The 26,311-nt window shown below is 30.8% G+C and carries 23 protein-coding genes; 3 read left to right on the plus strand and 20 right to left on the minus strand.

The features are described from left to right. Positions 1-107 precede the first annotated feature (107 nt). On the plus strand, positions 108-389 hold the full coding sequence (locus C7U55_RS05695) for a hypothetical protein (protein ID WP_106987745.1): 282 nt from the start codon (positions 108-110) through the stop codon (positions 387-389). Positions 390-398: 9 nt separating this feature from the next. Here C7U55_RS05695 and C7U55_RS05700 read toward each other — a convergent pair whose 3' ends face one another. Further along, entirely contained in the window at positions 399-992 is a 594-nt protein-coding gene (locus tag C7U55_RS05700; RefSeq protein WP_048925074.1) for a ribonuclease H1 domain-containing protein, read from the minus strand. Positions 993-1,106: 114 nt separating this feature from the next. Between C7U55_RS05700 and C7U55_RS05705 the strand changes: the two genes are divergently transcribed. After that, a complete protein-coding gene (locus tag C7U55_RS05705; protein WP_106987746.1) occupies positions 1,107-2,006 on the plus strand; it encodes a diacylglycerol/lipid kinase family protein in 900 nt (299 codons plus the stop codon). Positions 2,007-2,060: 54 nt separating this feature from the next. On the opposite strand, the gene C7U55_RS05710 is transcribed toward C7U55_RS05705, so the two are convergent. The 4 genes from C7U55_RS05710 to C7U55_RS05725 form a co-directional block, all read right to left on the minus strand. Continuing rightward, on the minus strand, positions 2,061-2,975 hold the full coding sequence (locus tag C7U55_RS05710) for an Rpn family recombination-promoting nuclease/putative transposase (RefSeq protein ID WP_162297421.1): 915 nt from the start codon (positions 2,973-2,975) through the stop codon (positions 2,061-2,063). A 249-nt stretch (positions 2,976-3,224) separates the two neighbouring features. Continuing rightward, positions 3,225-5,075: an ABC transporter ATP-binding protein gene (locus tag C7U55_RS05715; RefSeq protein WP_106987748.1), complete on the minus strand. Its 1,851-nt coding sequence runs from the start codon at positions 5,073-5,075 to the stop codon at positions 3,225-3,227. Further along, on the minus strand, positions 5,075-6,805 hold the full coding sequence (locus tag C7U55_RS05720) for an ABC transporter ATP-binding protein (RefSeq protein ID WP_106987749.1): 1,731 nt from the start codon (positions 6,803-6,805) through the stop codon (positions 5,075-5,077). The genes C7U55_RS05715 and C7U55_RS05720 overlap by 1 nt, the downstream gene beginning before the upstream one ends. A 43-nt stretch (positions 6,806-6,848) precedes the next feature. After that, on the minus strand, positions 6,849-7,292 hold the full coding sequence (locus tag C7U55_RS05725; protein WP_106987750.1) for a MarR family winged helix-turn-helix transcriptional regulator: 444 nt from the start codon (positions 7,290-7,292) through the stop codon (positions 6,849-6,851). Positions 7,293-7,416: 124 nt separating this feature from the next. Between C7U55_RS05725 and pepT the strand changes: the two genes are divergently transcribed. Next, a complete protein-coding gene (pepT, locus tag C7U55_RS05730) occupies positions 7,417-8,640 on the plus strand; it encodes a peptidase T (RefSeq protein WP_106987751.1) in 1,224 nt (407 codons plus the stop codon). A gap of 148 nt (positions 8,641-8,788) precedes the next feature. Here pepT and C7U55_RS05735 read toward each other — a convergent pair whose 3' ends face one another. The 15 genes from C7U55_RS05735 to pflB form a co-directional block, all read right to left on the minus strand. Further along, the gene (locus C7U55_RS05735) at positions 8,789-10,078 is read right to left on the minus strand and encodes a PTS sugar transporter subunit IIC (RefSeq protein WP_106987752.1); all 1,290 of its coding nucleotides are present in this window, start codon (positions 10,076-10,078) and stop codon (positions 8,789-8,791) included. Positions 10,079-10,090: 12 nt separating this feature from the next. Continuing rightward, positions 10,091-11,494 carry a 6-phospho-beta-glucosidase gene (locus C7U55_RS05740; RefSeq protein ID WP_204638406.1) on the minus strand — a complete coding sequence of 468 codons (1,404 nt, stop codon included), beginning with the start codon at positions 11,492-11,494 and terminating at the stop codon, positions 10,091-10,093. Continuing rightward, positions 11,491-12,336 (minus strand): MurR/RpiR family transcriptional regulator, encoded by an 846-nt coding sequence (locus C7U55_RS05745; protein WP_162297422.1) that lies wholly within the window; start codon positions 12,334-12,336, stop codon positions 11,491-11,493. The genes C7U55_RS05740 and C7U55_RS05745 overlap by 4 nt, the downstream gene beginning before the upstream one ends. A 340-nt stretch (positions 12,337-12,676) precedes the next feature. Beyond that, positions 12,677-13,606, minus strand: a complete 930-nt coding sequence (locus C7U55_RS05750) for an ABC transporter ATP-binding protein (RefSeq protein ID WP_106987755.1) — start codon at positions 13,604-13,606, stop codon at positions 12,677-12,679. Next, a complete protein-coding gene (locus tag C7U55_RS05755) occupies positions 13,606-14,691 on the minus strand; it encodes an ABC transporter ATP-binding protein (RefSeq protein WP_048925083.1) in 1,086 nt (361 codons plus the stop codon). The genes C7U55_RS05750 and C7U55_RS05755 overlap by 1 nt, the downstream gene beginning before the upstream one ends. A 2-nt stretch (positions 14,692-14,693) precedes the next feature. Further along, positions 14,694-15,626, minus strand: a complete 933-nt coding sequence (locus C7U55_RS05760) for an ABC transporter permease (RefSeq protein ID WP_048925084.1) — start codon at positions 15,624-15,626, stop codon at positions 14,694-14,696. 2 nt (positions 15,627-15,628) lie between these two features. Then, positions 15,629-16,573, minus strand: coding sequence for an ABC transporter permease (locus tag C7U55_RS05765; RefSeq protein ID WP_048925085.1), 945 nt, complete (start codon positions 16,571-16,573; stop codon positions 15,629-15,631). 90 nt (positions 16,574-16,663) lie between these two features. Beyond that, positions 16,664-18,283 (minus strand): peptide ABC transporter substrate-binding protein, encoded by a 1,620-nt coding sequence (locus tag C7U55_RS05770; RefSeq protein WP_106987756.1) that lies wholly within the window; start codon positions 18,281-18,283, stop codon positions 16,664-16,666. A gap of 304 nt (positions 18,284-18,587) precedes the next feature. Continuing rightward, the gene (locus C7U55_RS05775) at positions 18,588-20,210 is read right to left on the minus strand and encodes a peptide ABC transporter substrate-binding protein (RefSeq protein ID WP_106987757.1); all 1,623 of its coding nucleotides are present in this window, start codon (positions 20,208-20,210) and stop codon (positions 18,588-18,590) included. A gap of 149 nt (positions 20,211-20,359) precedes the next feature. Continuing rightward, positions 20,360-20,716, minus strand: a complete 357-nt coding sequence (locus C7U55_RS13935) for a hypothetical protein (RefSeq protein WP_239985171.1) — start codon at positions 20,714-20,716, stop codon at positions 20,360-20,362. 11 nt (positions 20,717-20,727) lie between these two features. Beyond that, the gene (locus C7U55_RS13940) at positions 20,728-21,798 is read right to left on the minus strand and encodes a peptide ABC transporter substrate-binding protein (RefSeq protein WP_239985172.1); all 1,071 of its coding nucleotides are present in this window, start codon (positions 21,796-21,798) and stop codon (positions 20,728-20,730) included. Between the two features lie 23 nt (positions 21,799-21,821). Continuing rightward, complete coding sequence (locus C7U55_RS13945) at positions 21,822-22,040, minus strand: lipoprotein (RefSeq protein ID WP_239985173.1); 219 nt, start codon at positions 22,038-22,040, stop codon at positions 21,822-21,824. 120 nt (positions 22,041-22,160) lie between these two features. Then, the gene (locus C7U55_RS05785; RefSeq protein ID WP_106987758.1) at positions 22,161-23,036 is read right to left on the minus strand and encodes an ROK family protein; all 876 of its coding nucleotides are present in this window, start codon (positions 23,034-23,036) and stop codon (positions 22,161-22,163) included. Positions 23,037-23,164: 128 nt separating this feature from the next. Continuing rightward, on the minus strand, positions 23,165-23,920 hold the full coding sequence (gene pflA, locus C7U55_RS05790) for a pyruvate formate-lyase-activating protein (protein WP_106987759.1): 756 nt from the start codon (positions 23,918-23,920) through the stop codon (positions 23,165-23,167). Positions 23,921-23,985: 65 nt separating this feature from the next. Continuing rightward, positions 23,986-26,250: a formate C-acetyltransferase gene (gene pflB, locus C7U55_RS05795; RefSeq protein ID WP_106987760.1), complete on the minus strand. Its 2,265-nt coding sequence runs from the start codon at positions 26,248-26,250 to the stop codon at positions 23,986-23,988. Positions 26,251-26,311: the final 61 nt, after the last annotated feature.

Consider the following 26,311-nt stretch of genomic DNA (forward strand, 5'->3'; position numbering starts at 1 on the left):
TAATCCTCCAAAAATATTTTATCATAATTCATCTATTAGTACACGTATTATTGCATTTCCTTTGATTTTGTGCTATTTTATTAAAGTATTTATAAGGAGGAAATAATATGCATTTTGTCATTAATGTATTTGTTGCTGGAGTATGTTTTATCTCTCTTATTTTATTTAAAGAGATTTTTAATAAAATCATGAAAGTCTTATTAAGTGTTGTTGGATGTGGAACTTTATCATATGCACTTTCTATTCTTATTAAAAAATGCGGTGAATGGTTCGGGTGTTGGTCTGGAGACGCTAAATATATTTTTAGTAATTTCTTATGGATCTTACCAATCGTTCTTGTTGTTTATATTATTATTTGTTTTATTATTACAAAGAGAAATAAAGCTTAAATCAAAGCTTTATTTTTTTATACCCACAGCTTTTTTTGCAAGTCCATCGGCTACTTCATTATAATAATCGCCACTATGTGCTAAAACTTTTTGAAAATAGATATCAATATTTTTCTTCATTGCCTGTATGGTTTTTACATAGTTTTGCGTTTGTTCCTTATTTGCTTTCCATAAACCTGTTGCCCACTTTTCAATACCTTCATAATCATAGTAAATACAAATAGCTTCATAATGATGATCGATTGCATATTGAATAGCTTTTAAACATCCTAGTATTTCCCCTGAAACATTTCTCATAGAAGCATACTCTGGTTGACTTCCCTTACCTAATAACTGTTTGATAACCTGTTGTCCTTCAATTAAAACACAACCATATCCATATTCTTTCGTTTTTATGTTAAAACTTCCATCAACATAGGCAAGTAATCCTAAATCATCACTTGCTTTCTTTACTTCTTTTCCTATAAATACTTTTGCTTCCTCTTCAGTTGTAAATGATTTATAAACAGCTCCCGAATAACCATTGACTTGTTCTTTACATTCATCCCAAGTATGATAAATTCCTGGCTTTCTTCCTTCTTTAACTGCATAAAATTTTGCCATAGTTTACTCCTTTATTTATTCTTTTTTATTATAATCATTGAAACAATAATTGTATATCTTTTTCAATTGTTTTAAAATAAATATAGTCTATTTTAAACAAGTGAGGTAAAGTGTATGAAACGATGTCTTATTATTATCAATCCATCATCTGGAAAACATATTATTCAAAATAAACTTGATCGTATTATCGGTCAACTAACTTTACAAAACATTGTAGAACATTTTGAAATATTTTATACAAAGAAAAAAGATGATGCTTATTATAAAACAAGAGATTGTGATGAGAATCAATATGATTTTATCATGTCTGTTGGTGGTGATGGTACTTTAAACGAGGTTATTTCAGGAATGGTAGATAGTCATAAAAAAATACCATTATGCATATTAGCGGCAGGCACAGTAAATGACTTTGCAAATTATTTAAATATTCCAAATTCAGTAAATGGGATTGTAGAAATGATTAAAAACTTTAATGTTGTTTCGAGTGATGTAGGAAAAATTAATAATCAATATTTCATTAATGTTGCTGCTGCAGGAATGTTTTCAGATATTTCTTTTGTGGTATCAAAAGAAGAAAAGAAAAAGTTTGGTCCATTAGCTTATTATTTTAAAGGCATGACCCAACTCCCTCAACAGTTATCTACAAATCTACATCTTAATGTAACGGTTGATGATGAAAGTTTTGAAGAAGATGCTTACATATTTGCCATCACAAATACCAATCGTGTCGGTGGCTTTGATGGTATCATTCCTTTTGCGGATATTAATGATGGAAAACTCGATCTTGTTATTGTAAAAAGATGTTCTGTTACGGATTTAATTGCTTTGATTAAAGATTATCGTTTTGGTAAACATGATAAAAGTCCTTTTATTCACTATGTTCAAGGACAACATATTCACATTACTTGTGATCAAGATCTCACAATGGATATAGATGGTGAAGAAGGAACCCATCTTCCTATTGATGTACATAACTTACAAAAATCAATTCAATTATTAGTTCCTTCAAAATAAATAATCATATAAAAAGATTTCACTATTTTATAACAGTTGAAATCTTTTTTTATTCTAATTAATAATTTTTAAAACATCTTCTTCATTTGTTACATTAAATATATTTAATGTAAGTTCGTTTAGTTTTTCTAGCGATGTATTTGTAAGTTGTTTTTCTAAAAGTCTTGATAAGATTCCTAGTTTTACTTTAAGTTGTTCTTTTAAAGTATTTTGTTTTTCTTCTCGTTTTCCTTTTTCAATTCCTTGATCTTCAAATCTTTGAAATAGTCTGTCCATCGCTTCACACATATTGATTTCATCTCCTTCTGGTAAATCTTCTCTTTTAATTTTCGTACGTGTAAATGTTGCCGCCATCATGAAGTTTTCTATTTCGATTTTACGATTGTTTCTTAAATTATCATAATTTCCTGCAAACATGCTTTGACTGATTTCTACAACTTCTTTTAATCGTTGATTGGTAAGCTTTCTTGCATCCATTGTTTTAAGTTCGACAACAGGTAATCTCCAATCATTGATATAAGGTTCCATCTCTGGTGGAATATTTTTCAATGTTTCTTTCAATGTTTCTGGTGATTTCCATTCTTTATCTCCCGTATAGAACACAAAGCTTCCTACTGGATAGATTTCTTGTTTACTTTCAACCTGATTGATATAAATCGTTGCATCATAGTTGAGTATGCGAAAGATCATTTTTTCATCAAAAGTCCTTTGATGTTCAACTCCAATAATCACATACTCTCCATGAATACTTGCCTTTCTTACCACATCTCGATATCTTTTGATCTCTGTTGGCTTGTCGACCTTTCCTATCAAGGTCGACAGATCATTTTCTCTTGAAACAAGCTCTTCAGGTTGAATGACCTGTCTTTCTTGAAAAAAAGCATAATTACAAAGATCTGCAAAACAACCTTTATCTCTGAGTAGTTTTTTACAAGTACTGTCACTAGCATTTCTTTCTTTAATGCACATCATCTTTCCTCCTTATATAAATTTTTTTTATTAAGGTTTCATACATCGCTTTTTGTTTATATTGTTTATCATATTTATAAGGAGTTTTTCTGATGTTGTTGTACCATGTTATCAAAGACAATTTGTCTCAAATTTGTGCGTTTTCTAACCATGGCGATTTAATTTTTATCTATCATTATTTTAGCTTTCCTCTTTTTCTTCTTCAATGGACGTTTAGTCCAAAAGAAAACAAAAAAAGCTATTGATGGATTAATCCATTTCAATAGCTCCTGTATATAATTGATAATATTTACCTTTTTCTTTAATAAGTGATTGATGATTTCCTCTTTCAATAATATGTCCTTGTTCTAAAACCATAATACAATCACTATTTTTAATGGTTGATAAACGATGGGCAATAACGAGCGTCGTTCTACCATGCATTAATTTATCCATTCCATCTTGTACAAGTTTTTCTGTACGAGAATCAATAGAAGATGTTGCTTCATCTAAAATAAGTGCTGGTGGATTAGCAACAGCTGCACGCGCAATCGCTAATAACTGTCTTTGTCCTTGCGATAAGTTCGCCCCATCTCCTGTAAGCATTGTTTGATAACCATCTGGCAAATGTTTAACAAAGAGATCGGCATTGGCAAGTTTTGCTGCTTCAATACATTCTTCATCCGTAGCATCAAGACGCCCATAGCGAATATTATCCATAACTGTTCCAGTAAATAAATGTGTATCTTGTAATACCACACCTAATGATCTTCTTAAATCGTCTTTTTTAATGAGTTTAATATCAATCCCATCATAAGTAATTGAACCTTTTTGAATATCATAGAATCGATTAATTAAGTTTGTAATCGTTGTTTTACCAGCACCAGTCGCTCCAACAAAAGCAATTTTTTCACCAGGATTAGCATAAACATCTACATTGTGTAAAACCATACGATCATCAAAATAACCAAAGTCAACACCTTCTAGACGAATGTCTCCCTTCATTTCAACAAGTTCAACATGTCCATCACTACGAGGATGTTTCCAAGCCCAATGTCCTGTTCTTTTATCTGTTTCAACCATTTTTCCATCAACAGTTTCTACACGACATAAAGTCACAACACCTTGATCTTCTTCACTTTCTTGATCTAATAAATCAAAGATACGTCCTGCTCCTGCTTGTGCCATAGCAACAGCATTGATTTGTTGAGAAATTTGTCCAATAGGTTGGTTGAAACTTTTATTCAATGTTAAGAAAGCAACAAGTGTCCCAATTGTTAATGCAAAATGTCCATTTAAAGCAAGAATAGCACCTACAATTGCACAAATAATATAGGAAATATTTCCAAGTTGTACTGTAACTGGCATTAAGATATTCGCAAATTTATGTGCTTGATAAGCACTTTCTCTTAATTCATCATTTAATTTTCTAAAATCAGCGATTGCTTGATCTTCGTGATTAAAAACTTTAACAACTTTTTGACCAGAAATCATTTCTTCAATATATCCATTAACTTTACCTAAATCGCTTTGTTGTTTAACGAAGAATTTACCTGATAAAGAACCAAGTTTTCTTGAAACAACAAGCATCACCATAAGCATACATACACTTAACACAGTTAAAGGAATATTTAAAATAATCATGGATATAAATGTTGTCACAATAGTCATACAACTTGAAATAAGTTGAGGAATTGATTGTGAAATTAATTGTCTTAAGGTATCAATATCATTTGTATAAACAGACATTGTATCACCATGAGGTGTTCTATCAAAATAACGAATTGGTAAAGATTCCATATGTTCAAACATATTAATTCTTAAATCTCTTAAAAAACCTTGTGTTACATAAACCATAATACGGTTAAATGTAAAGGCACAAACAACACCACAGGCATATAGTGAACCTACTCGAATCAAAGCATGGAACAATCCACTAAAGTCAGGTGAAGAACTTTTTAAAAGGGGAACAATATAATCATCGATTAATGTTTGCATAAACATTGTTCCTTGAACATTAAATAAAGCATTTCCTACAATACATAGAAAAACAATAATTAAATGAATTTTATATTTACTCCATAACATTTTAAGTAAACGTTTCATTGTTCCTTCTTTCATTATTCTTCCTCCTTTCCTTTCATTTGTGTTTCATAAATTGTACGATAAATTTCATTTGTTTCTAATAATTTTTCATGTGTATCGAAACCATCCACAACACCATCATTTAAAACAATAATACGATTTGCATTTTGAACTGATGAAATACGTTGTGAAATAATAATTTTTGTTGTATCTGGAATACGTTCATTGAATGATTCTTGAATACTTGCATCTGTAGCCGTATCAACAGCACTTGTTGAATCATCTAAAATTAAAATCTTAGGATTTTTAAGTAACGCTCTAGCAATACATAAACGTTGTTTTTGTCCACCTGAAACGTTTGAACCACCTTGTTCAATATACGTATTATAACCATCTTCAAAACGATCAATAAATTCATCAGCACATGCTAAACGACAAGCTTCTTTACATTCTTCTTCTGTTGCGTTTTCATTACCCCAACGTAAGTTTTGTAAGATTGTTCCACTAAATAAAACGTTCTTTTGTAAAACAACAGAAACTTCATCTCTTAAAACTTCAAGATCATAATTACGAACATCTTGTCCACCAACAACAACACTACCTTCGTCAACATCATATAAACGAGAAATAAGGTTGACCAAACTACTTTTAGCACTTCCGGTACCACCAATAATTCCAATTGTTTCACCACTTTTAATATGAAGATCAACATCTTTTAAGACCGCTTCTCCACTACCATGTTTATAAGAAAAAACAACATGATTGAAATCAATGGAACCATCTTTTACTTCAGTTAAAGCTTCTTGAGGAGAGACTAAATCAGATTGCTCATTAATAACTTCTGCAATACGTCTTCCCGAAGCAAGTGACATCGTAATCATAACAAATGCCATAGAAAGCATCATAAGTGACATCATAATATTCATAACATAGCTAAATAAACTTGTAAGTTCACCTGTAGTAAGAGTCCCACCTACAATTGCTTTAGCACCTAACCATGAAAGCATTAAAATTGAACCATAAACAGCTATTAACATAGCTGGGTTATTATAAGATAAAACGGATTCTGCTTTAACAAAAAGTTTATAAATGTTTTGTGCTGCTTTTTTAAATTTTTCATTTTCATATTTTTCTCTAACAAACGATTTAACAACACGAATACCAACAACGTTTTCTTGAACACTTTCATTTAAAGTATCATATTTAGGAAAAACATCATTAAAATATTTTGTGGCATGATACATAATTGTTGTAAGGACCGCTACTAAGAAAAAAATGGCAACAACAAAAATCATACTTAATCTAAAGTTGATCATCATGGCCATCGCAAGGGCACAAACAAGTGACATTGGTGCACGAATACACATACGAATAATCATTTGATAAGCCATTTGCACATTTGTCACATCTGTCGTTAAACGTGTAACAAGTCCTGCGGTACTGTATTTATCAATGTTTGAAAAAGAGAATGTTTGAATGTTTGTATACATGGCATCTCTTAAATTTGCTGCAAAACCTGTTGAAGCCTTAGCTGCATGGTTACCAGCTAAAAAACCAAGTGATAATGTTCCAATTGCAATAACAAACATGAATGTTCCATATTTTGTAACATTAGACATATTACCTGCCTCAATTCCTTTATCAATAAGACTTGCCATTAATAAAGGAATAATGATTTCTAAGATAACTTCTAATGCCGCAAATAACATTGTAAGTAATGAATCTTTTTTATATTCTTTGATTTGTTTCATTAAAGTTTTTACCATAATTGACTTCCTTTCCTATTCATTTACCGAACTTCATGAATATTTATAAATCTTCTTTGATGTTATTAATTAATTTATCGGATATTTTAATAAACGTATTTATTTCTTCTTCAGATAAATCTTTAATAAGTTTTTGATGCATTTCTTTCATCTTATCTTCAATTTGTCGATTATGATTTCTTGAAGATTCTGTTAAAACGATTTTCTTTAATCTTGCATCATACTCTACTTCTTCTCGTTCAATCATTCCCTTTTTACACATCAGTTTCAACATTTCTGATGTCGTAGAACGATTGATTGAAAATTCTTTTTCTATATCTTTAGGAAATGTATCAAGCCCACTATCTTCTCTATCTTGAACAAACCCAATGATCCAACAATGCATTAAAGTTGCACGATCAGGCCTCTGACCTGTTTTCTTATCCATTGTTTTTCTCATTAGGTTATTTATGGTCTTAATACGATGTCCAATGGGATCTCTGTACATATCATTCCTCCTATATTGTTCGGTTACGAATTGTATGGTAACATACAATTTAAAATTTGTAAACTCTTTTCATAGAAGTTCTTTATAAGTCGTTGTATAATAGAAAAGAAAGTGAGGAAGACAAATGGAAATTAAAGAAAGGTTTTTAAATTATGTGAGTTTTGACACACAATCAGATAGTTATTCACATACTGTTCCTTCAACTTCAAAACAATTAAAATTAGGAAATTATTTAGTTGAAGAATTAAAATCATTAGGAATTGAAAACGCAAAAATAGATGAATTTGGTGTAGTTTATGGAACAATTCCTAGTAATAATAATCATCAAGGAGATGTCATAGGTTTTATTGCCCACATGGATACTTCTCCTGACGCAAGTGGTAAAGATATTCATCCACAAATTATCAAAGATTATCAAGGTCAAAAAATTACTTTAAATGAAGATAAAGAACTTTATCTAGACCCTGAACAATATCCTCAACTCTTACAACTTATTCATCATGATTTAATTACTACAGATGGAACAACTTTATTAGGAGCTGATGATAAAGCTGGTATTGCGATCATTATGCAAATGGTGGAATATATTTATAATCATCCAGAATTTAAACATAATGATATTCAAATTGCTTTTACACCTGATGAAGAAATTGGACATGGTAGTGATCACTTTAATGTTGATTACTTCAATGCACAATATGCTTATACCATTGATGGTGGGGATATTCACATTGTCGAATATGAAAACTTTAACGCATTTAGCGCCGAAGTGAAAGTCCATGGAAGAAGTATTCATCCAGGAAGTGCTAAAAATAAAATGATCAATTCAACGCGTGTTGCCTATGAATTTGATTCACTTTTACCTGTGCATATGCGCCCTGAATCAACAGAAGGTTATGAAGGATTTAATCACCTTCACTCGATTCAAGGAACTTGTGAAGAAACAGTTGCCGAATATATTATTCGTAATCATGACTTACAACAAGCAAATAAACAATGTCAAGATTTTAAAGACATTGCAGAGTTCTTAAATAAAAAATATGGTTATCAAATCGTTGAAGTAACGATTACAGAAAGTTATTTAAACATGAAAGAAGCTCTAAAAGATCATATGTTCATTGTTGAACAAGCTTTAGCTGCCATTAAAGAAAATGGTTTGGATGCTTATTGTTCACCAATTCGTGGTGGTACAGATGGTGCACGTTTAACATTCAAAGGACTTCCTTGTCCTAATCTTGGTACAGGTGGTTTTAACTATCATGGACCTTATGAATATTGTTCACTTACTATGATGGAAAAACAAGTTCAAATCTTACTTTATATTTTAAAAAACACTGCTTCTAAATAAGCAATAACAAAAAATCGTGTGGATTTCTTAGACAATAAATAAAGCAAAAGTATTATCTTAATTTCTTAACTTAGTAGCATTACAAAAAAAAGCCGTGATTTTTCACGACTTTTTGATATTAAGATTAAATATTTGTATTTCTTATAATTTACTTTTGATTTTCTTTATTTAATTCCAAAGTATCTATTTTTTTAATAAATGGTAAATAAATAACAAAAGATACAACAATCATCACAAATTGCCATAATGCAACACGCCATCCACCAATCAAAAGTCCTGATATAATTGGTGGTGTTGTCCAAGGAACCATAACCCCGCTAAATAATGGTAAAATTCCCATATACATTAATAAGTAGCTACTTATACCTATAATTAAAGGAACAAGAACAAATGGAATTAATAAATATATATTAAGTACAATTGGTGTCCCAAAAATAATTGGTTCATTAATGTTAAAGATATTAGGTACAATGGATAATTTACCTAAGCTACGTAATGACTTTGATTTGGCAAAAAATGTAATATAAATCACTAACCCAATCACAATTCCAGCACCAGACATACATAAGAAATTGTCCCAAAATTGTTGTGTAAAAATATGTCCACCATTTTGAATTGTAAGAGGCAATCCTGAATCTATAATTTTTTGATTAGCTGCCATATTTGCTTGTAAAATTGGTGAAAGAATTCCTCCACATATAGAACCACCATGGACGCCTGTCCACCATAATAAAGACATAACAACTGTCATAATAATAACGCCAAAGAACGAATCTGTAATTCCTTGTAAAGGAATTTGAATTACCGAATAAATAAGTTCTGCAAATGTTGTATTAAATATAAAGTGACATATAGCATAAATAATTGCACAAATAGTAATAATAATTCCAGTTGGTAATAGTGACGAAAATGAATTTGCAACACCACTAGGCACACCATTTGGCATTTTAATGCTAATATCTTTTTTTACACATAAAGAATAAATATATCCAACTAAAAAACCAATTAAAATAGCACAAATCATTCCTTGACCAGCAGTCCAATCTTTAGAAATAATTCCTGTAACTGATTCCCCACTGTCTAATACCTTAGAAGATGGAGTTAATAAAATAAAAGCTGCTAAACCAGTTAAAGCGCCATTTATAGCTGTTATTACTTGATCATTCTTCAAATAAGAATAAGTAATTCCTATTACTGTAAAGAAGGCCATTAATGAAAACGTAGAAGAATATACTTGAGAACATACATCTCCTATTCCACTTTCACTAATTACTTTACTTACTGATTCAATTGGTAAGTTGGCAATCAACAGGAACAATGATCCTATCATTAAAAACGGTAAAGAAAACATCATTCCATCCTTTAAAGCCTTTATAACTTTTGTATTTGTAAACTTCGATATATAAATAACTAATGTTTCATTTATAAATTTGTTCATATTATTTATCTCCTATAAAATTTCACCATTTGATGAAATAACTCTTTTATACCATTCAAAAGAAGCTTTTCGATATCTTCTTCCACTACCTTTAGCTTGGTCATCTAAATCAACATAGATAAATCCATATCTTTTTGCCAATTCACCAGTAGAAGCACTTACAATATCGATTGCTGACCAAGGAGTATATCCCATGACTTCTACACCATCTAACTCAATTGCTTTTTTCATTTCTGAAATATGGTTTCTTAAGTAATCAATACGATAATCATCATTAATGATTCCATTTTCTAATTTATCATAAGCTCCAAAACCATTTTCAACAATAAACATTGGTTTTTGATATCTTTCATAAACTTCATTTAAAATAATCCTTAATCCTGTAGGATCAATAGCCCAACCCCAATCACTTTTCTTTAACAATGGATTTTGTACTTCAATAAAGTCTTGTATTTTATCATATTCTGCAATCGTTGATTTATAATAACTAAACCCTATATAATCCACAGTACCTCGTTTTAAATCTTTTAAATCTTCATCAGTTATATCTAATTGAATATTACTCCTTTCCCACTTTTTTAAAGTATAGGTTGGATAATATCCCCTTACATGAACATCACTAAAGAAATACCTCTTATCCATTGCTTTGATTCCTGCAAGAATATCTTGTGGATTACAAGAAGAAGGATAAATTGGGCCAAAATGCAACATGCAACCTACTTGCATAGAGGCATTAATTTCTTTGGCTCTTTGAACTGCTCTAGCACTTGCAACAAACTGATAATGAGATATTTGATACATTGTTTGTTCAATATTTTCATTATCTTCATATAAAACACCTGCTCCAGTCCAAGCATTAAAAGGATTATCGGTATCTATAAGATTATTAATTTCATTAAATGTCATCCAATATTTGACCTTTTTGCTATATCTTTTAAAACATGTAATCGCATATCTTTCAAAGAATGTAATTAATTGTCTATTTCTCCAACCACCATATTTTTTTGCTAAATAAAGAGGCATTTCAAAATGAGATAAAGTAACAATAGGCTCTATTCCATATTTTAAACATTCATCAAAAACATGATCATAATACTCTAGCCCTTCTTCATTAGGCTCTAATTCGTCACCTTGAGGATAGATCCGTGGCCATGAAATACTTAAACGGAAACATTTAAAGCCCATTTCAGCAAATAATTTAATATCTTCTTTATAATGATGATAAAAATCAATTCCATAATGGTTAGGATAATATTTATCATCTAATATTTCATAAGAAATTTCTCGAGGGTGATCAACATCACCAGCTGACATAACATCGGTTACACTTAATCCTTTATGTCCTTCTTGATAGCCACCTTCGTATTGATTAGCAGCAACAGCACCACCCCATAGAAAACTTTTATTCATAATCATTCTCCCATTTTAAATTTATCAACTGCTTTTGTTGTTTCTTCTAAATAAGAATAATTACTTATCAATTTTAACGAAGTAAATATATTAAAAACATACTGTAAAGAAGCAATATAAACAGCATTAGATAGTTCAGTTGTATTTTGAGTGGTCATAATTACAATTGTTTCATCACAATATTTACAAATTTCTCTTTTTTTATGATCACAAATCACAATTGATTTAGCATGATATTTGCGAATATCCTTTGCTATTTTTAACATTTCCTTATTTTGACCTGTATGTGTTAAATAAATGCAAACTGTATCATTTGGTTTCCTTTGCTTTAAGTATTGAAGATGCATTGGATTTAAACTGTTATATGCTTTAGAAATAACCCCTTCTTCTTCAAAATTCAAACTATAAATTTCTGCTAAAGAAAAATTAATACCAGTTCCATAAATTTCAATATATTTAGCATTTTTAATAAGTTGATAAATTCTTTCTATAACTTGTCTATCTAGTAAACTTTTTGTATACTCTATCGCTCTTTTATGTAAAAGTTCGATTTTATTTAAAGCATCATCAATTGAACTCTCACTTGAAAAAGGTTCAATTTTAAAATCATTTTTCAATTCAAGTAAATGAGAATATTCAGCCGCATATTGATATTTAAATTCTTTATATCCATTAAATCCCAGTTTCTTACACAACCTAGAAATCGTTGCACTACTGGTATAACTTAATTTTGCCAGTTCATTAATATTCTTTTTTAAAATATCTTCTTGATTATTTATTATATAATCCACTAAATACTTTTCTTGAATTGTTAAATGGTCTAATATTTTCATTTTGTCAATAATCATCATATTTCCTCTTTTCACCGGTTAAAAGATAAAAATTAATTATCTTCTTATCTAGAAGACATCTTCATCATAATTAACAACAACTTGTAAGTCAATCTTCTGTAAGCATTTACAATTAAATCGAAAAAAGCTTCCAATTTCACAATTATTATTAATAAAAATTGAAAGAAATTATCAAAAAAGGTTGTTACGAAATTCAATAATAAATAATTTCATAACAACCTTTTTATTTTGTATTATTTTTTATTTATATAAAAAGAGAACAACATTTCGCATTCGTTCTCTTTTTTTGAAGATTTTCTTACAATATTTTAGGTTGCCTTCTTAAGTGCCTCCTAAACTATTTTTTTGTCCATTTTTCAAATTCTTCATCAGTAGCTAAAACATAATGAGTTCCTTCTACTAAATGTTCAGTACCTTTTGTATAATCGACTCCACTTTCTTTATAATCGTAAGTAAATGATTTACGTACTTTTTCTACACGTGGATTAGGATGAGGAATAGCACTTAATAATGATTTTGTATATGGATGAATTGGATTATCAAAGATTTCTTCAGTAGTTCCTGTTTCTACTAAATGTCCTAAATGTAATACCCCAATTTTATCACTAATATATTTAACCATTGATAAGTCATGTGCAATGAATAAATAAGCAATTCCTGTTTCTTTTTGAATCTTTTTCATCAAGTTTACAACTTGTGCTTGAATCGATACATCTAACGCTGAGATTGCTTCATCAGCAATAATTAAATCAGGATTCATAATTAAAGCTCTTGCAATACCAATACGTTGTCTTTGTCCACCTGAGAATTGGTGTGGATAACGTGTAGCATGTTCTCTTGATAAACCAACAAGTTCAAGCATTTCATAGATTTTTTCATTTCTTTCTTCCATAGAAGAATAAGACTTATGAATATCTAATCCTTGACCGATGATATCAATGACTTTCTTTCTTGGATTTAAACAAGCCATTGGATCTTGGAAAATCATTTGCATCTTTGTATGTAATTCTTTAGATGTTTCCTTATTTAATTTTCCACCAATTTCTTTTCCGTTGAAAACAATTGATCCAGAAGTTGGTTTATATAAACGAATAATACTTCTACCAGTAGTTGATTTACCTGAACCAGATTCACCTACTAAACCATAAGTTTCACCTGGCATAATATCAAATGAAATACCATCAACTGCTTTTACAGTAAAGTTACGATTAATTTTAAAATGTTGTTTTAAATCTTTAACGACAAGGATAGGTTCTTTATTTTCCATTATTCAACACCCTCCTTTTTCATTTTTTCTAATCTGTTTTTTAATTCAACTGGCATTTCAACTTTTGGAGCTTTTTCATGCATTAACCATGAAGCAACTTTATGAGTTGTACTACCAGGTACTTTAAACATTGGAGGTTCAATTCTTAAGTCAATATTTAAAGCATACTTATTACGTGGAGCAAAAGCATCACCTTTTACTTCATGTGCTAAGTTTGGTGGTGTACCAGGGATCGTGTATAATTCATCATCATCAGTATCTAAATCTGGCATAGATGATAATAATCCCCAAGTATATGGATGACGTGGATCATAGAAAATTTCATCAATGGTTCCAGTTTCTACGATTTTACCAGCATACATAACGTTTACATAATCAGCTACTTTAGCAACAACACCTAAATCATGTGTGATGTAAATAACTGATAAATCTTTTTTCTTTTGAATATCTTGAATTAATTCAAGAATTTTAGCTTGAATAGTAACATCCAATGCAGTTGTAGGCTCATCACAAATTAAAACATATGGATCACAAGATAAAGCAATTGCGATAACAATTCTTTGTCTCATCCCACCAGATAATTGGTGAGGATAGTTTTTCATACGTTTTTCCGCATTAGTAATACCTACTAATTGTAATAATTCAACTGCTTTTTTATAAGCTTCTTCTTTTGGTGTATTGTAATGATGGATCATTGGTTCCATAATTTGATTTCCAATAGTCATTGTAGGGTTTAATGATGTCATTGGATCTTGGAAAACCATGGCAATTTTACGACCACGAATTTCACTTTGCATTTCTTTTTCACTTAATTGACAAATGTCTTTTGTGATTCTCTCACCTGTATTTTCATCTGTCCAAGTGTAGTTAATAGAACCACCATCAATTGAACCATTTCCAGCCATGATACCCATAATTGCTTTAGTAGTAACTGACTTACCTGATCCAGATTCACCAACGATAGCGATTGTTTCACCTTTGTATAAATCTAAGTTAACGCCACGAATTGCATTAACAATACCACTATCAGTTTTAAAAGAGATATTTAAATCTCTGACTTCTAATATTTTTTCTCTTTCTGCCATAATTACATCTCCTTCATAGTTGGATCAAGTGCATCACGAAGTCCGTCACCAAATAAGTTGAAACTTAACATTAAGATAGAGAAAATAATAACTGGAATTACCATCATGTAAGGGTAAATAGTAATTGAGTTAAATCCATCATTAATTAATGTACCTAATGAAGCCATTGGAATTGGTAAACCTAAACCAACGAATGACAAGTATGCTTCATAGAAGATAGCATTTGGAATAGACATCATAATCATAATAATCATTTGACTATAAATATTTGGTAAAATTTCTTTAAAGATAATAAACATGTTACTAGCTCCTAAAGTACGTGAAGCTAAAACGAATTCTTCTTCTTTTACTCTTAAAACTTGAGCTCTTGTAATTCTTGACATACCAATCCATTCAGTAAATGATAAAGCCATGATAATTGTGAATAATGATGCTTTCATCACCATTAATAACAATGTTAATATTACTAAAGTTGGGATAGAGTTAATGATTTCTTGAATTCTTTGCATTACTGAATCAACTTTACCTCCGAAATAACCAGAGATCAGTCCGTATGTCATACCTACAATCACGTCAATAAAGATTGCAACAACGGCAATGAATAATGAATATCTTGTACCTGTCCAAACACGTACAAATAAATCACGACCATAAGTGTCTGTACCAAAGAAATGTTCAGCACATGGTGAGATACTTGCAATTTTTGTATTGATTGCATCAAATTCATATGATGAAAGCATTGGGGCAAAAATTGCGAATACCGCGATAACTAAAATACAAATTAAACCAATAACGGCACCTTTATTCTTTTTAAAACGATTTAAAGAATCTTTCCAAGCAGGAAGTGATGGAGCAACAACGTCTTTAGTAATGTCTTGTTTATCTCCAACGAATTCAAAATCGTCTGGTAAAAATTCAATCTTTTCTAAATCCATTATTAATCATCCTTTCCTAATCTAATTCTTGGATCGATAATTCCATAAGAAATATCAATAATTAACATCATGAAGATGTACATTGCAGCATATAAGAATGAACAAGCTAAAATGATGTTGTAATCATTTGATAAAATACTATTAATTAATAATTTACCTAATCCAGGAACAGAACAAATCTTTTCAACAACCATAGTACCTGTCATTAAGTTTACTAAAATAGGTCCTAAAATTGTGATTACTGGAATTAAAGCATTTCTTAATGCATGTTTGAAAATTAAAGTTTTACGATCTAACCCTTTTGCTTTTGCAAGAGTCATATATTCACTTGTTAAAACTGAAACCATTTCAGTACGTGTAAAACGTGCAACGTTTGCAATAACCCCAACAGATAAAGCTAAAATTGGCATAATTGATGATTTAATTGCATTCGATGAACTATATGAAGTTGGTAACAATCTTAATTTTGAAGCAAATAATAATAAAATTAACATTGCAAATACGAATGATGGGATGGAAACCCCAATTACAGAAATAACTGTAGCAATTGTATCCCAAATTGTATTTTTATGTAATGCAGCAAATACTCCTAAGAACATACCAATAACTGTTCCAATAATTACTGCACATAAACCGTAAATCATAGATAATTTTGCAGCACTTCCTACAAGTGAAGATACTTGCATATCTTTATATAAGTTAAATGAAACACCGAAATCCCCTGTTAACATATTTTGAATATAACGTACGAATTGAACTGGTATTGGTTTATCCAATCCGTATTGAGCTTCAATAGCCGCTCTGGCTGAAGCACTTAATTTTTCATTGTTAATTGGAGAACCAGGTAAAAATTTAACCATTAAAAATAATACCATTAAAATAACGAATAATGTAATTAACGAAATAACTAAACGTTTTCCGATATATTTTAAGGTTGAATTACTCATCTTTTTTCCTCCTATATTTATTTAAAAAAGAAACACAATACAGAATACTATATTGTGTTGTCTTCTCTATGTTCTTTTTTCTAATTTGAACTATTTTGAAACATATTCGAATGTATATGGAACACCAACTGCTTTAATAACTAAGTTTTTAACTTTTGTATTTTGTAAAGTAGCAGTTCCTTTTTCGAATACTGGGATGTAACATAAATCATCCATCATAATTTTTTCTGCATCGATCATTAATTGCCAACGAGCATTAGCATCAGTTTCACTGTTAACTTTTTCCATGATTGAATCAAATTCAGTATTTGACCAATGACCATAGTTGTTGTTGTTGTTAGTTAAAGCTAATGTTAAATAAGTTGTAGGATCACCATAATCAGGTCCCCAACGAGTTACTGATAAATCGAAATCTCCATTTTTTTGTTTGTTGTAGATACGATCTTGTTTAGTAGTAGCAACCATTTCAATTTTTAATCCTTTTAAGCCAGAGAAAGCATTTTGTAAATAAGTTGCAAATACATCCATTGGAGATTCATCTGTACCATAAGTTAATCTTAAAGTGATTTCAGATTTTCCTAATTCTTTTAATCCTTCATCTAATGCAGCTTGAGCAGCTTTTTTATCATATGAAGTATAAGTATCTGCTTCATCACGGAAATCTTTTCCTTCTGGAGAAATAGATAATCCTGATGGAACAAATCCTGAAGCAGCTTGTGAACCATCTTTTAAGACGTTTTCACATAAATCTTTTCTGTTAATAGCTAATGATAAAGCTTTTCTTACATTTAAGTTAGCTAAATCACTATTTTCTAAATTTGGTTGAATGTAGAATAAGAACCCTTCAGAAATATTCTTGAATGATTCATCTTTTTTATATTTATCAACTAAGTCAGAGTTGATGATAGCGAAATCAGTTTCACCTGCTTCGAATGATTGAGCAGCAACTTTTGGTTCTTGAACTAATTTCATTACTAATTTGTCGACTTTTACATCTTTAGCAGCATAGAATTTATCATTTTTTTCGAATTCAGCTACTGAACCTGGTTCCCATTTTGTCATAGTGAAAGCACCGTTAGCTAAAATAGAATCAGCGCTCTTACCATATTTATCACCTTGTTTTTCAGCGAATTTTTCGTTGACTGGGTAGAAACATGGGAATGACATTAATTCATCAAAGAATGAAACACGAGTAGTTGTTGTAACTTCTAATGTTTTGTCATCAACAGCTTTTACACCTAAAGAATTTAAATCATCATCAGTTAAATCTTGTTCTGCATCGATTTTGTCTGATAATTCTTGTGCACCTGCGATGTTAGCAATTCCATCACAGAACATGTAATAATAGTTCCCTTTGTTTTTGAAAATTCTGTGCCATGCATAAACGAAATCGTTCGCAGTAACAGGATCTCCATTAGACCATTTAGCATCTCTTAATTTATAAGTGTGTGTTAAACCGTCTTCTGAAACTTCTGAAGATTTAGCAATACCATATGTAGTAGTACCATCTTTAGCAGGTTTCATTAGCCCATCAATAATTGCATGTAATGCAGTAAATGAGCATCCGTCTTCGGCATCTGCTGAGTCTAAGTTCTTGATATCTAGTTCACTTGAATAAGTGTATGTAGAAGAATCATCACCAGATCCTCCACAACCAGCAAGAGTTAGAGCCATCATAGCACAAAGTACCATAGAAAATAATTTTTTCATTTTTTCTCTTCCCTTCTATAAATCGCCTTTGTATACACTAATACGTATACAATAAAAATTTATGCTTTAATATTAGTACAATGCGTTATAGAAGTCAACAAAAAAGACGAACTTTGTATACAAAATTGTATTATTGTTTATACAAAAAATATATTTTTCAATCTACATTCAAGAATAAAATAGAACAATTGTTTTTTATACATTTATTTTTGGCGTTTATATTAATTGGAAGACAACATATTTTTTATTCTTTTTTAAGAAGAAACACAATACCGAAATATTGTGTTTCTGTTGATTTTATCGACTATTTTGATACATATTGGAATGTATATGGAACACCTACAGGTCTAATTACTAAACCTTTTACATCTTTATTTTGTAAAGTTGCAGTACCTTTTTCAAATACTGGGATGTAACATAAATCATCCATCATAATTTTTTCTGCATCAATCATTTCTTGCCAACGAGTATTAACATCAGATTCATTAGCAACTTTATCCATTAATGCATCTAATTCACTGTTTGTATATTTTCCATAGTTGTTACCATTAGTAGAAATACCCATTGTTAAGTAAGTTGTAGGATCACCATAGTCAGGTCCCCAACGAGTTGTAGCTAAATCAAAATCTCCATTTTTTTGTTTGTTGTAAATACGATCTTGTTTAGTAGTAGCTACCATTTCTACTTTAATACCATCTAATTTACTTAAAGCGTTTTGTAAATAAGTTGCAAATACATCCATTGGAGATTCATCTGTACCATAAGTAACTCTTAAAGTAATTTCAGATTTTCCTAATTCTTTTAATCCTTCATCTAATGCAGCTTGAGCAGCTTTTTTATCATATGAAGTATAAGTATCTGCTTCATCACGGAAATCTTTTCCTTCTGGAGAAATTGATAATCCTGATGGAACAAATCCTGAAGCAGCTTGTGAACCATCTTTTAAGACATTTTCACATAAGTCTTTTCTATTGATTGCTAGTGAGATTGCTTTTCTTACATTTAAGTTAGCTAAATCACTATTTTGGAAATTTACTGAAATATAGAATAAGTAACCTTCATTAATTTGTTTGAATGAATCATCTTTTTTGTATTTATCAACTAAGTCTGAGTTGATTGGAGCGAAATCAGTTTCACCTGCTTCGAATGCTTGAGCAGCAACTTTTGGATCTTGAACTAATTTCATTACTAATTTGTCAATTTTAACTGTTTTAGCATCATAATATTTATCATTTTTTTCAAATTCAGCTACTGAACCTGGTTCCCAGTTTGTCATAGTGAAAGCACCATTTCCTAAAATAGTTTTAGCACTCTTACCATATTTGTCACCTTGTTTTTCGCAGAACTTTTCATTGATTGGATAGAAACATGGAAATGACATTAATTCATCAAAGAATGAAACACGAGTAGTTGTAGTAACTTCTAATGTTTTATCATCGACTGCTTTAACACCCATTGCATCTAAATCAGCATCTGTAATATCTTCTTCATTGTCAATTTTATCTGACATTTCTTGTGCCCCTACAATACTTGCAATACCATCACAGAACATGTAGTAATATTGACCTTTCTTTTGGAAGATTCTATGCCAAGCATAAACGAAATCATTTGCAGTAACAGGATCACCGTTAGCCCATTTAGCATCTTTTCTGATTTTGTAAGTATGAGTTAACCCGTCATCTGAAACTTCAGAAGATGAAGCAACACCATTTACGATATTACCTTTCTTATCTGTTTTCATAAGCCCATCAATAACAGCATGCATTGCTGTAAATGAGCATCCGTCATCGGCATCTGATGAATCTAAGTTTTTGATATCTAATTCACTTGAGAAAGTGTAAGTAGATGAATCTCCTCCTGATCCCCCACAACCAGCAAGAGTTAGAGCCATCATAGCACAAAGCACCATTGATAATAGTTTTTTCATATTCTCTCTTCCCTTCTTAAATTATCTTTTGTGCAATAAATCGACATGTTGTATACAATTTATCGATTTATTAACTTCATAATAGAGGATTAGTCTTTAAAAGTCAATACTATTTTGCATATTTGTATACAATACAATATATTAATTTATCAACGTGATAGTTTTTTTATTAAAAAAAGACATAATATTTTATTATTATGCCTTTTCAGTTTTTTTTCTACATATTCAAAAGAAATTGTTCTACATGGTTTAATAACTAGATTTTTTAATTTTGGATTTTGTAATGTTGCCGCTCCTTTTTCAAAAATAGGAATATATGCATAATCATCTAATAAGATTTTTTCTGCATCAATCATTTCTTGCCAACGTTTAGTCACATCTGATTCAACCCCTACTTGACCTACAAGTTGATCATATTCACTATTAGACCATTTTCCATAGTTGTTACTATTTGTTGATAATGCAATTGTTAAATAAGTTGTAGGATCTCCATAATCCGGTCCCAAACGAGTTGTAGCTAAATCAAAATCACCATTTTTTGTTTGTTGTAGATACGATCTTGTTTAGTAGTAGCTACCATTTCTACTTTAATACCATCTAATTTACTTAAAGCATTTTGTAAATAAGTTGCAAATACATCCATTGGAGATTCATCTGTACCATAAGTAATTCTTAACGTAATTTGCTCTTTTCCTAATTCTTTTAATCCTTCATCTAAAGATTCTTGTGCTTTTTTCTTATCATAAGATGTAAAGTTTCCAGAATCTTTTCTAAAATCAACGCCATCTGGACTCGTTGCTAAACCAAAAGGAATAAATCCTCCAGCAACTTGTGAACCATCTTTTAAGACATTTTCACATAAGTCTTTTCTATTGATTGCTAGTGAGATTGCTTTTCCTACATTTAAGTTAGCTAAATCACCATTTTGGAAGTTTACTGAAATATAAAATAAGAAACCATCATAACCTTGTTTAAAAGCTTCATCATCTTTATATTTATCTACCAAATCCGAATTGATTGGTGCATAATCTGTTTCTCCTGCTTCAAAAGCTTGTACAGCCACTTTTGGTTCTTGAACAAGTTTCATGACAAGTTTATTTAATTTAACATGTTTTTGATCATAATAACTTTCGTTCTTTTCAAATTCAGCCACTGATCCTGGTTCCCAATTTGTCATTGTAAAAGCCCCATTTTCTAAAATTGTTTTAGCACTTTTACCATATTTATTTTCTTGTTTTTCAGCAAGCTTTTCATTAATTGAGTAGAATGGTGGAAATGCAAGTAATTCATCTAAAAACAAAACGCGTACTGTTGTTTTTACTTCTAAAGTATAGTCATCATTTACTTTTACACCCATAGAATTTAAATCATCATCTGTAAGTTCTTCACCTGCATCAATTTTATCTGATAATTCTTGAGCCCCTTCAATGCTTGCAATTCCATCTGCAAACATATAATAATAACTTCCCTTTTTTCTAAAAATACGTTGCCATGCATAAGCGAAATCATGAGCTGTTACAGGATCTCCATTTGTCCATTTAACATCTTTTCGAAGTTTATAGGTATGTGTTAAACCGTCTTCAGACAATTCTTCACTTTTAGCAACCGCATTTACGATATTTCCTTTTTATCTGTTTTTGTAAGTCCATCGATTACTGCATGAATTGCCTTGAGTGAACATCCATCATCTGCATCTGATGAATCTAAATTTTTAATATCCAATTCACTTGAATACGTATAAGTCGTTATGTCGTCTCCACTTGATCCACCACATCCCGTTAATGTTAAAACCATTAAACAACATAAAAATAATGAGAGTATTTTTTTCATATTCCCATTCTCTTTTTTTATCTTCTCCTTCAACCATATTCCATTTTCTACACACCGTCAACAAAATTATGTATTCGCTTATATTTTTTATCAAAAAAAGAAGTAGATTTCTCTACTTCATTATTTTACTACACTCATGGCAAGTGCTAAAGCACCAACAGCCCCAGCATTATCCCCTAATTCTGGATAAACGATATAATCTTTAATTTTATCAGTAGTCACTTCTTCTTTTTGAATATAACCATTTAAGAATTCTTGAGTATATTTATGAATCATTGGAAAAAGTTGTTTTTGATGCATAACACCACCACCTAGAATAATTTTCTTAGGTGAAAGAGTTAAAATATAATTTGCCATCGCTTGTCCAATATAATAAGCTTCTAAATCCCATGCCGGATGATCTTCTGGAAGTTCACTTCCTTTTACTCCCCATCTTGCTTCAATGGCAGGACCAGCTGCTAGGCCTTCAAAACATGTTCCATGATATGGACATTTTCCTGAATATTTATCATCTTCTCTAACAATCATTTTCATATGTCCCATTTCTGGATGAAGTAACCCGTGTACAAGTTTACCACCAACAACGGCTCCTCCACCAATTCCTGTTCCAATTGTAAGATAAAGGGCACTGTCTAATCCTTTTGCCGCACCAAATGTTGCTTCACCTAAAGCAGCCCCATTAACATCTGTATCAAAAGCCATAGGAATGTCATATCTTTCTTTTAAAGCACCCATAATATTATAATTATTCCATCCTGGTTTAGGTGTTGTTGTAATATAACCATAAGTTGGACTTGTAAGATCTGGATCAATAGGTCCAAAACTTCCTACACCTAATGCTTCAATTTCTTTTCCATCAAAGAATTTAAAAACATTTTCCATTGTTTTTTCAGGTGCTTCTGTAGGAAATGATTCTCTTTCTAAAACTTCTCCTTTTTCATTTCCAATACAAACTACAAATTTAGTTCCACCTGCTTCAATTGCTCCTAGTTTCATTATTATATCTCCTTTTTCTTTTACTCTTATTTTAAACAACTCTGATTATAAAGTAAATATGCAATTATAAATTGAAAAAGAGTTACATGATTTAGACGATAAACCTAAATTCATGAACTCTTTTTTCATTAATTATCTAAATATCTTGTATAACGATCTACATGTAATAATCTTTTAGCATTATCTACACGTTCTTTAGTTGGAGGTTTTATTCCTTCTAATTGATAAGGAATCTTCAATTCTTCCCACTTAAAGACACCTAAAGTATGATAAGGAAGTATTTCTACACGATAAACATTAGAAAGGGTAGAAATAAAATGATCTAATTCAATTAAATCTTCATCATAATCACTTCTTTCAGGAACAAGTACATGTCTAATCCAAATTGGTTTATCAATTTCAGATAAATATCTTGCCATATCTAAAATATTTTCATTACTTCTTCCTGTTAAAGTCTTATGTCTTTCATTATTGATTTCTTTAATATCAACAAGTAATAAATCTGTATACTCCATCAATTCTTTAAATTTTGAAAAGAACGGTTCTTCTCTAGTAAAACATCCACCACTGGTATCAATACAGGTATTAATACCTTCTTTTTTTGCAAGTTTAAATAATTCTAAAACAAAATCTATTTGAGCTAAAGGTTCACCACCACTAATAGTAATACCACCTTTTTTACCCCAATAGGTTTTATATTTCATTGCTTGTTGAAGCGCCTTTTCAGGGGTATATTCTTCATATTTCTTTGAACCCCATGTATCAGGATTATGACAAAACTGACAACGTAAAGGACAACCATGTAAGAAATAGATATAACGAACTCCCGGTCCATCTACTGACCCAAAGCTTTCAATTGAATGAATTCTGCCAATTGTTTCCATTTTTCCTCCGTAACAAAACAACCTCATAAGAGGTTGTTTTAATAAATATTTGATTGAATTATTGATTACATACGTTCATGACAAGTTCTTGCGATAACGTCTAATTGTTGTTCACGAGTTAAATCAATGAATTTAACAGCATATCCAGATACACGAATTGTGAAGTTTGCATATTCTTCTTTTTCTGGATGTTCCATAGCATCAATTAATTTTTCTGTACCAAATACGTTAACATTTAAGTGATGAGCACCTTGTTCAAAATATCCATCCATAACTTGTACTAAGTTATTAACTCTTTCACCTTCATCATGTCCTAAAGCATCTGGGTTGATTGTTTGAGTATTAGAAATACCATCTAATGCCCATTCATATGGTAATTTAGCAACTGAGTTTAATGAAGCTAATAAACCATTTTGTTCTGCACCATAAGATGGGTTAGCACCTGGTGATAATGGTTCACCTGCTTTACGTCCATCAGGCAATGAACCTGTAGCTTTACCATAAACAACGTTTGAAGTGATTGTTAAGATAGAAGTTGTTGGTTCTGAATCTCTATAAGTATGATGTTTTTTGATTTTAGCTAAGAATTCACCTAATAACCATACAGCGATATCATCAGCACGATCATCATCGTTACCATATCTTGGGAAGTCACCTTCAACTTCGTAATCTACTACGATGCCATCTTCATCTCTGATTGTTTTAACTTTAGCATATTTGATTGCGCTTAATGAATCTACTACATGAGAGAAACCAGCGATACCAGTTGCGAAAGTACGTTTTAAATCAGTGTCAATTAATGACATTTGTGCAGCTTCATAATAATATTTATCATGCATATATTGAATTAAGTTTAATGTATTAACATAAAGATCTGCTAACCATTCCATCATTTGGTCATAACGTTCCATAACTTCATCATAGTCTAAGTATTCAGAAGTAATTGGACGATATTTTGGAGCTACTTGATCTTTAGTTTTTTCATCAATACCACCATTGATAGCGTAAGTTAAACATTTAGCTAAGTTAGCACGTGCCCCAAAGAATTGCATTTCTTTACCAGTTTGAGTAGCTGATACACAACAACAAATTGAGTAATCATCTCCCCATACAGGACGCATTACATCATCATTTTCATATTGGATTGAGCTAGTATCTACTGAGATTTTAGCAGCAAAACGTTTGAAGTTTTCTGGTAATGCTTTTGTATATAAAACTGTTAAGTTTGGTTCTGGTGAAGGACCCATATTTTCTAATGTGTGTAAGAAACGGAAACAGTTTTTAGTAACCATTGAACGTCCATCAGTTCCTAAACCAGCAACTTCAAGTGTAGCCCATACTGGGTCACCAGAGAATAATTGGTTGTAAGAAGGAATACGTGCGAATTTAACCATTCTACATTTCATAACGAAATGGTCAACTAATTCTTGTGCTTCTTCTTCTGTAATTGTTCCGTTAGCTAAATCTCTTTCTACATAGATATCTAAGAAAGTAGAGATACGTCCAACTGACATTGCAGCACCATTTTGAGTTTTAATTGCAGCTAAGTAACCAAAGTATAACCATTGGAATGCTTCATGAGCATTTTTAGCTGGTTTAGAAATGTCACATCCGTAGATAGCAGCCATTTCTTTCATACCTTTTAGTGCTTTAACTTGTTCAGCGATTTCTTCTCTTTTACGAATAATGTCTTCAGTCATTGATCCACTACCACAATGATTGAAATCATTTACTTTTTGTTCAATTAAGAAATCAACACCATATAAAGCAACACGACGATAGTCACCAACAATACGTCCACGTCCGTATGTATCAGGTAAACCTGTAATTACTTTATTATGACGAGCTTTTTTAATTTCTGGTGTATAAACATCGAATACTGCTTGGTTATGTGTTTTATGATATTTTGTGAAAATTTCATGTAATTTTTCATCTGGTTCATATCCATAAGTTGCAGCAGCTTGTTCTGCCATTTTGATACCACCATAAGGCATGAAAGCTCTTTTTAAAGGTTTGTCAGTTTGTAAACCAACAACTTTTTCTAAGTCTTTCATATCTTCATCGATATATCCTGGTCCATATGCAGTAAGTCCACTTACTACTTTAGTTTCACATTCTAAAACGCCACCTTTAGCTCTTTCTTCTTTTTGTAACTTTTGAAGTTTTCCCCAAAGCTTATTAGTTGCTTCAGTAGGATCAGCTAAAAATGATTCATCTCCATCATAAGGTTTATAGTTATCTTGAATGAATTGACGAGTGTTTACTTCTTCTTTCCAAAGTCTTCCTTTAAATCCGTTCCATTCTTCATTGAATTTATCTGTTAAAGCCATTTTGTTTATTTCCTCCTAAATCAAAATTCCTTCATAATTATAGCACTTACATTTTGCATAG

Source organism: Faecalibacillus faecis (genome assembly GCF_003024675.1).
GTDB lineage: Bacteria > Bacillota_I > Bacilli_A > Erysipelotrichales > Coprobacillaceae > Faecalibacillus > Faecalibacillus faecis.

Coding starts and splice junctions, on each gene's coding strand:
- C7U55_RS13945 (WP_239985173.1), bottom strand. CDS start 22,040: ATGAAAAAAATACTCTCATTATTTTTATGTTGTTTAATGGTTTTAACA.
- C7U55_RS05720 (WP_106987749.1), bottom strand. CDS start 6,805: ATGGTAAAAACTTTAATGAAACAAATCAAAGAATATAAAAAAGATTCA.
- C7U55_RS05750 (WP_106987755.1), bottom strand. CDS start 13,606: ATGGAAAATAAAGAACCTATCCTTGTCGTTAAAGATTTAAAACAACAT.
- C7U55_RS05700 (WP_048925074.1), bottom strand. CDS start 992: ATGGCAAAATTTTATGCAGTTAAAGAAGGAAGAAAGCCAGGAATTTAT.
- pflA (WP_106987759.1), bottom strand. CDS start 23,920: ATGGAAACAATTGGCAGAATTCATTCAATTGAAAGCTTTGGGTCAGTA.
- C7U55_RS05745 (WP_162297422.1), bottom strand. CDS start 12,336: ATGATTATTGACAAAATGAAAATATTAGACCATTTAACAATTCAAGAA.
- C7U55_RS05740 (WP_204638406.1), bottom strand. CDS start 11,494: ATGATTATGAATAAAAGTTTTCTATGGGGTGGTGCTGTTGCTGCTAAT.
- C7U55_RS05710 (WP_162297421.1), bottom strand. CDS start 2,975: ATGTGCATTAAAGAAAGAAATGCTAGTGACAGTACTTGTAAAAAACTA.
- C7U55_RS05775 (WP_106987757.1), bottom strand. CDS start 20,210: ATGAAAAAACTATTATCAATGGTGCTTTGTGCTATGATGGCTCTAACT.
- C7U55_RS05715 (WP_106987748.1), bottom strand. CDS start 5,075: ATGAAAGAAGGAACAATGAAACGTTTACTTAAAATGTTATGGAGTAAA.
- C7U55_RS05770 (WP_106987756.1), bottom strand. CDS start 18,283: ATGAAAAAATTATTTTCTATGGTACTTTGTGCTATGATGGCTCTAACT.
- C7U55_RS05695 (WP_106987745.1), top strand. CDS start 108: ATGCATTTTGTCATTAATGTATTTGTTGCTGGAGTATGTTTTATCTCT.
- C7U55_RS05785 (WP_106987758.1), bottom strand. CDS start 23,036: ATGAAACTAGGAGCAATTGAAGCAGGTGGAACTAAATTTGTAGTTTGT.
- C7U55_RS05765 (WP_048925085.1), bottom strand. CDS start 16,573: ATGAGTAATTCAACCTTAAAATATATCGGAAAACGTTTAGTTATTTCG.
- C7U55_RS05735 (WP_106987752.1), bottom strand. CDS start 10,078: ATGAACAAATTTATAAATGAAACATTAGTTATTTATATATCGAAGTTT.
- C7U55_RS05725 (WP_106987750.1), bottom strand. CDS start 7,292: ATGTACAGAGATCCCATTGGACATCGTATTAAGACCATAAATAACCTA.
- C7U55_RS05755 (WP_048925083.1), bottom strand. CDS start 14,691: ATGGCAGAAAGAGAAAAAATATTAGAAGTCAGAGATTTAAATATCTCT.
- C7U55_RS05705 (WP_106987746.1), top strand. CDS start 1,107: ATGAAACGATGTCTTATTATTATCAATCCATCATCTGGAAAACATATT.
- pflB (WP_106987760.1), bottom strand. CDS start 26,250: ATGGCTTTAACAGATAAATTCAATGAAGAATGGAACGGATTTAAAGGA.
- C7U55_RS05760 (WP_048925084.1), bottom strand. CDS start 15,626: ATGGATTTAGAAAAGATTGAATTTTTACCAGACGATTTTGAATTCGTT.
- pepT (WP_106987751.1), top strand. CDS start 7,417: ATGGAAATTAAAGAAAGGTTTTTAAATTATGTGAGTTTTGACACACAA.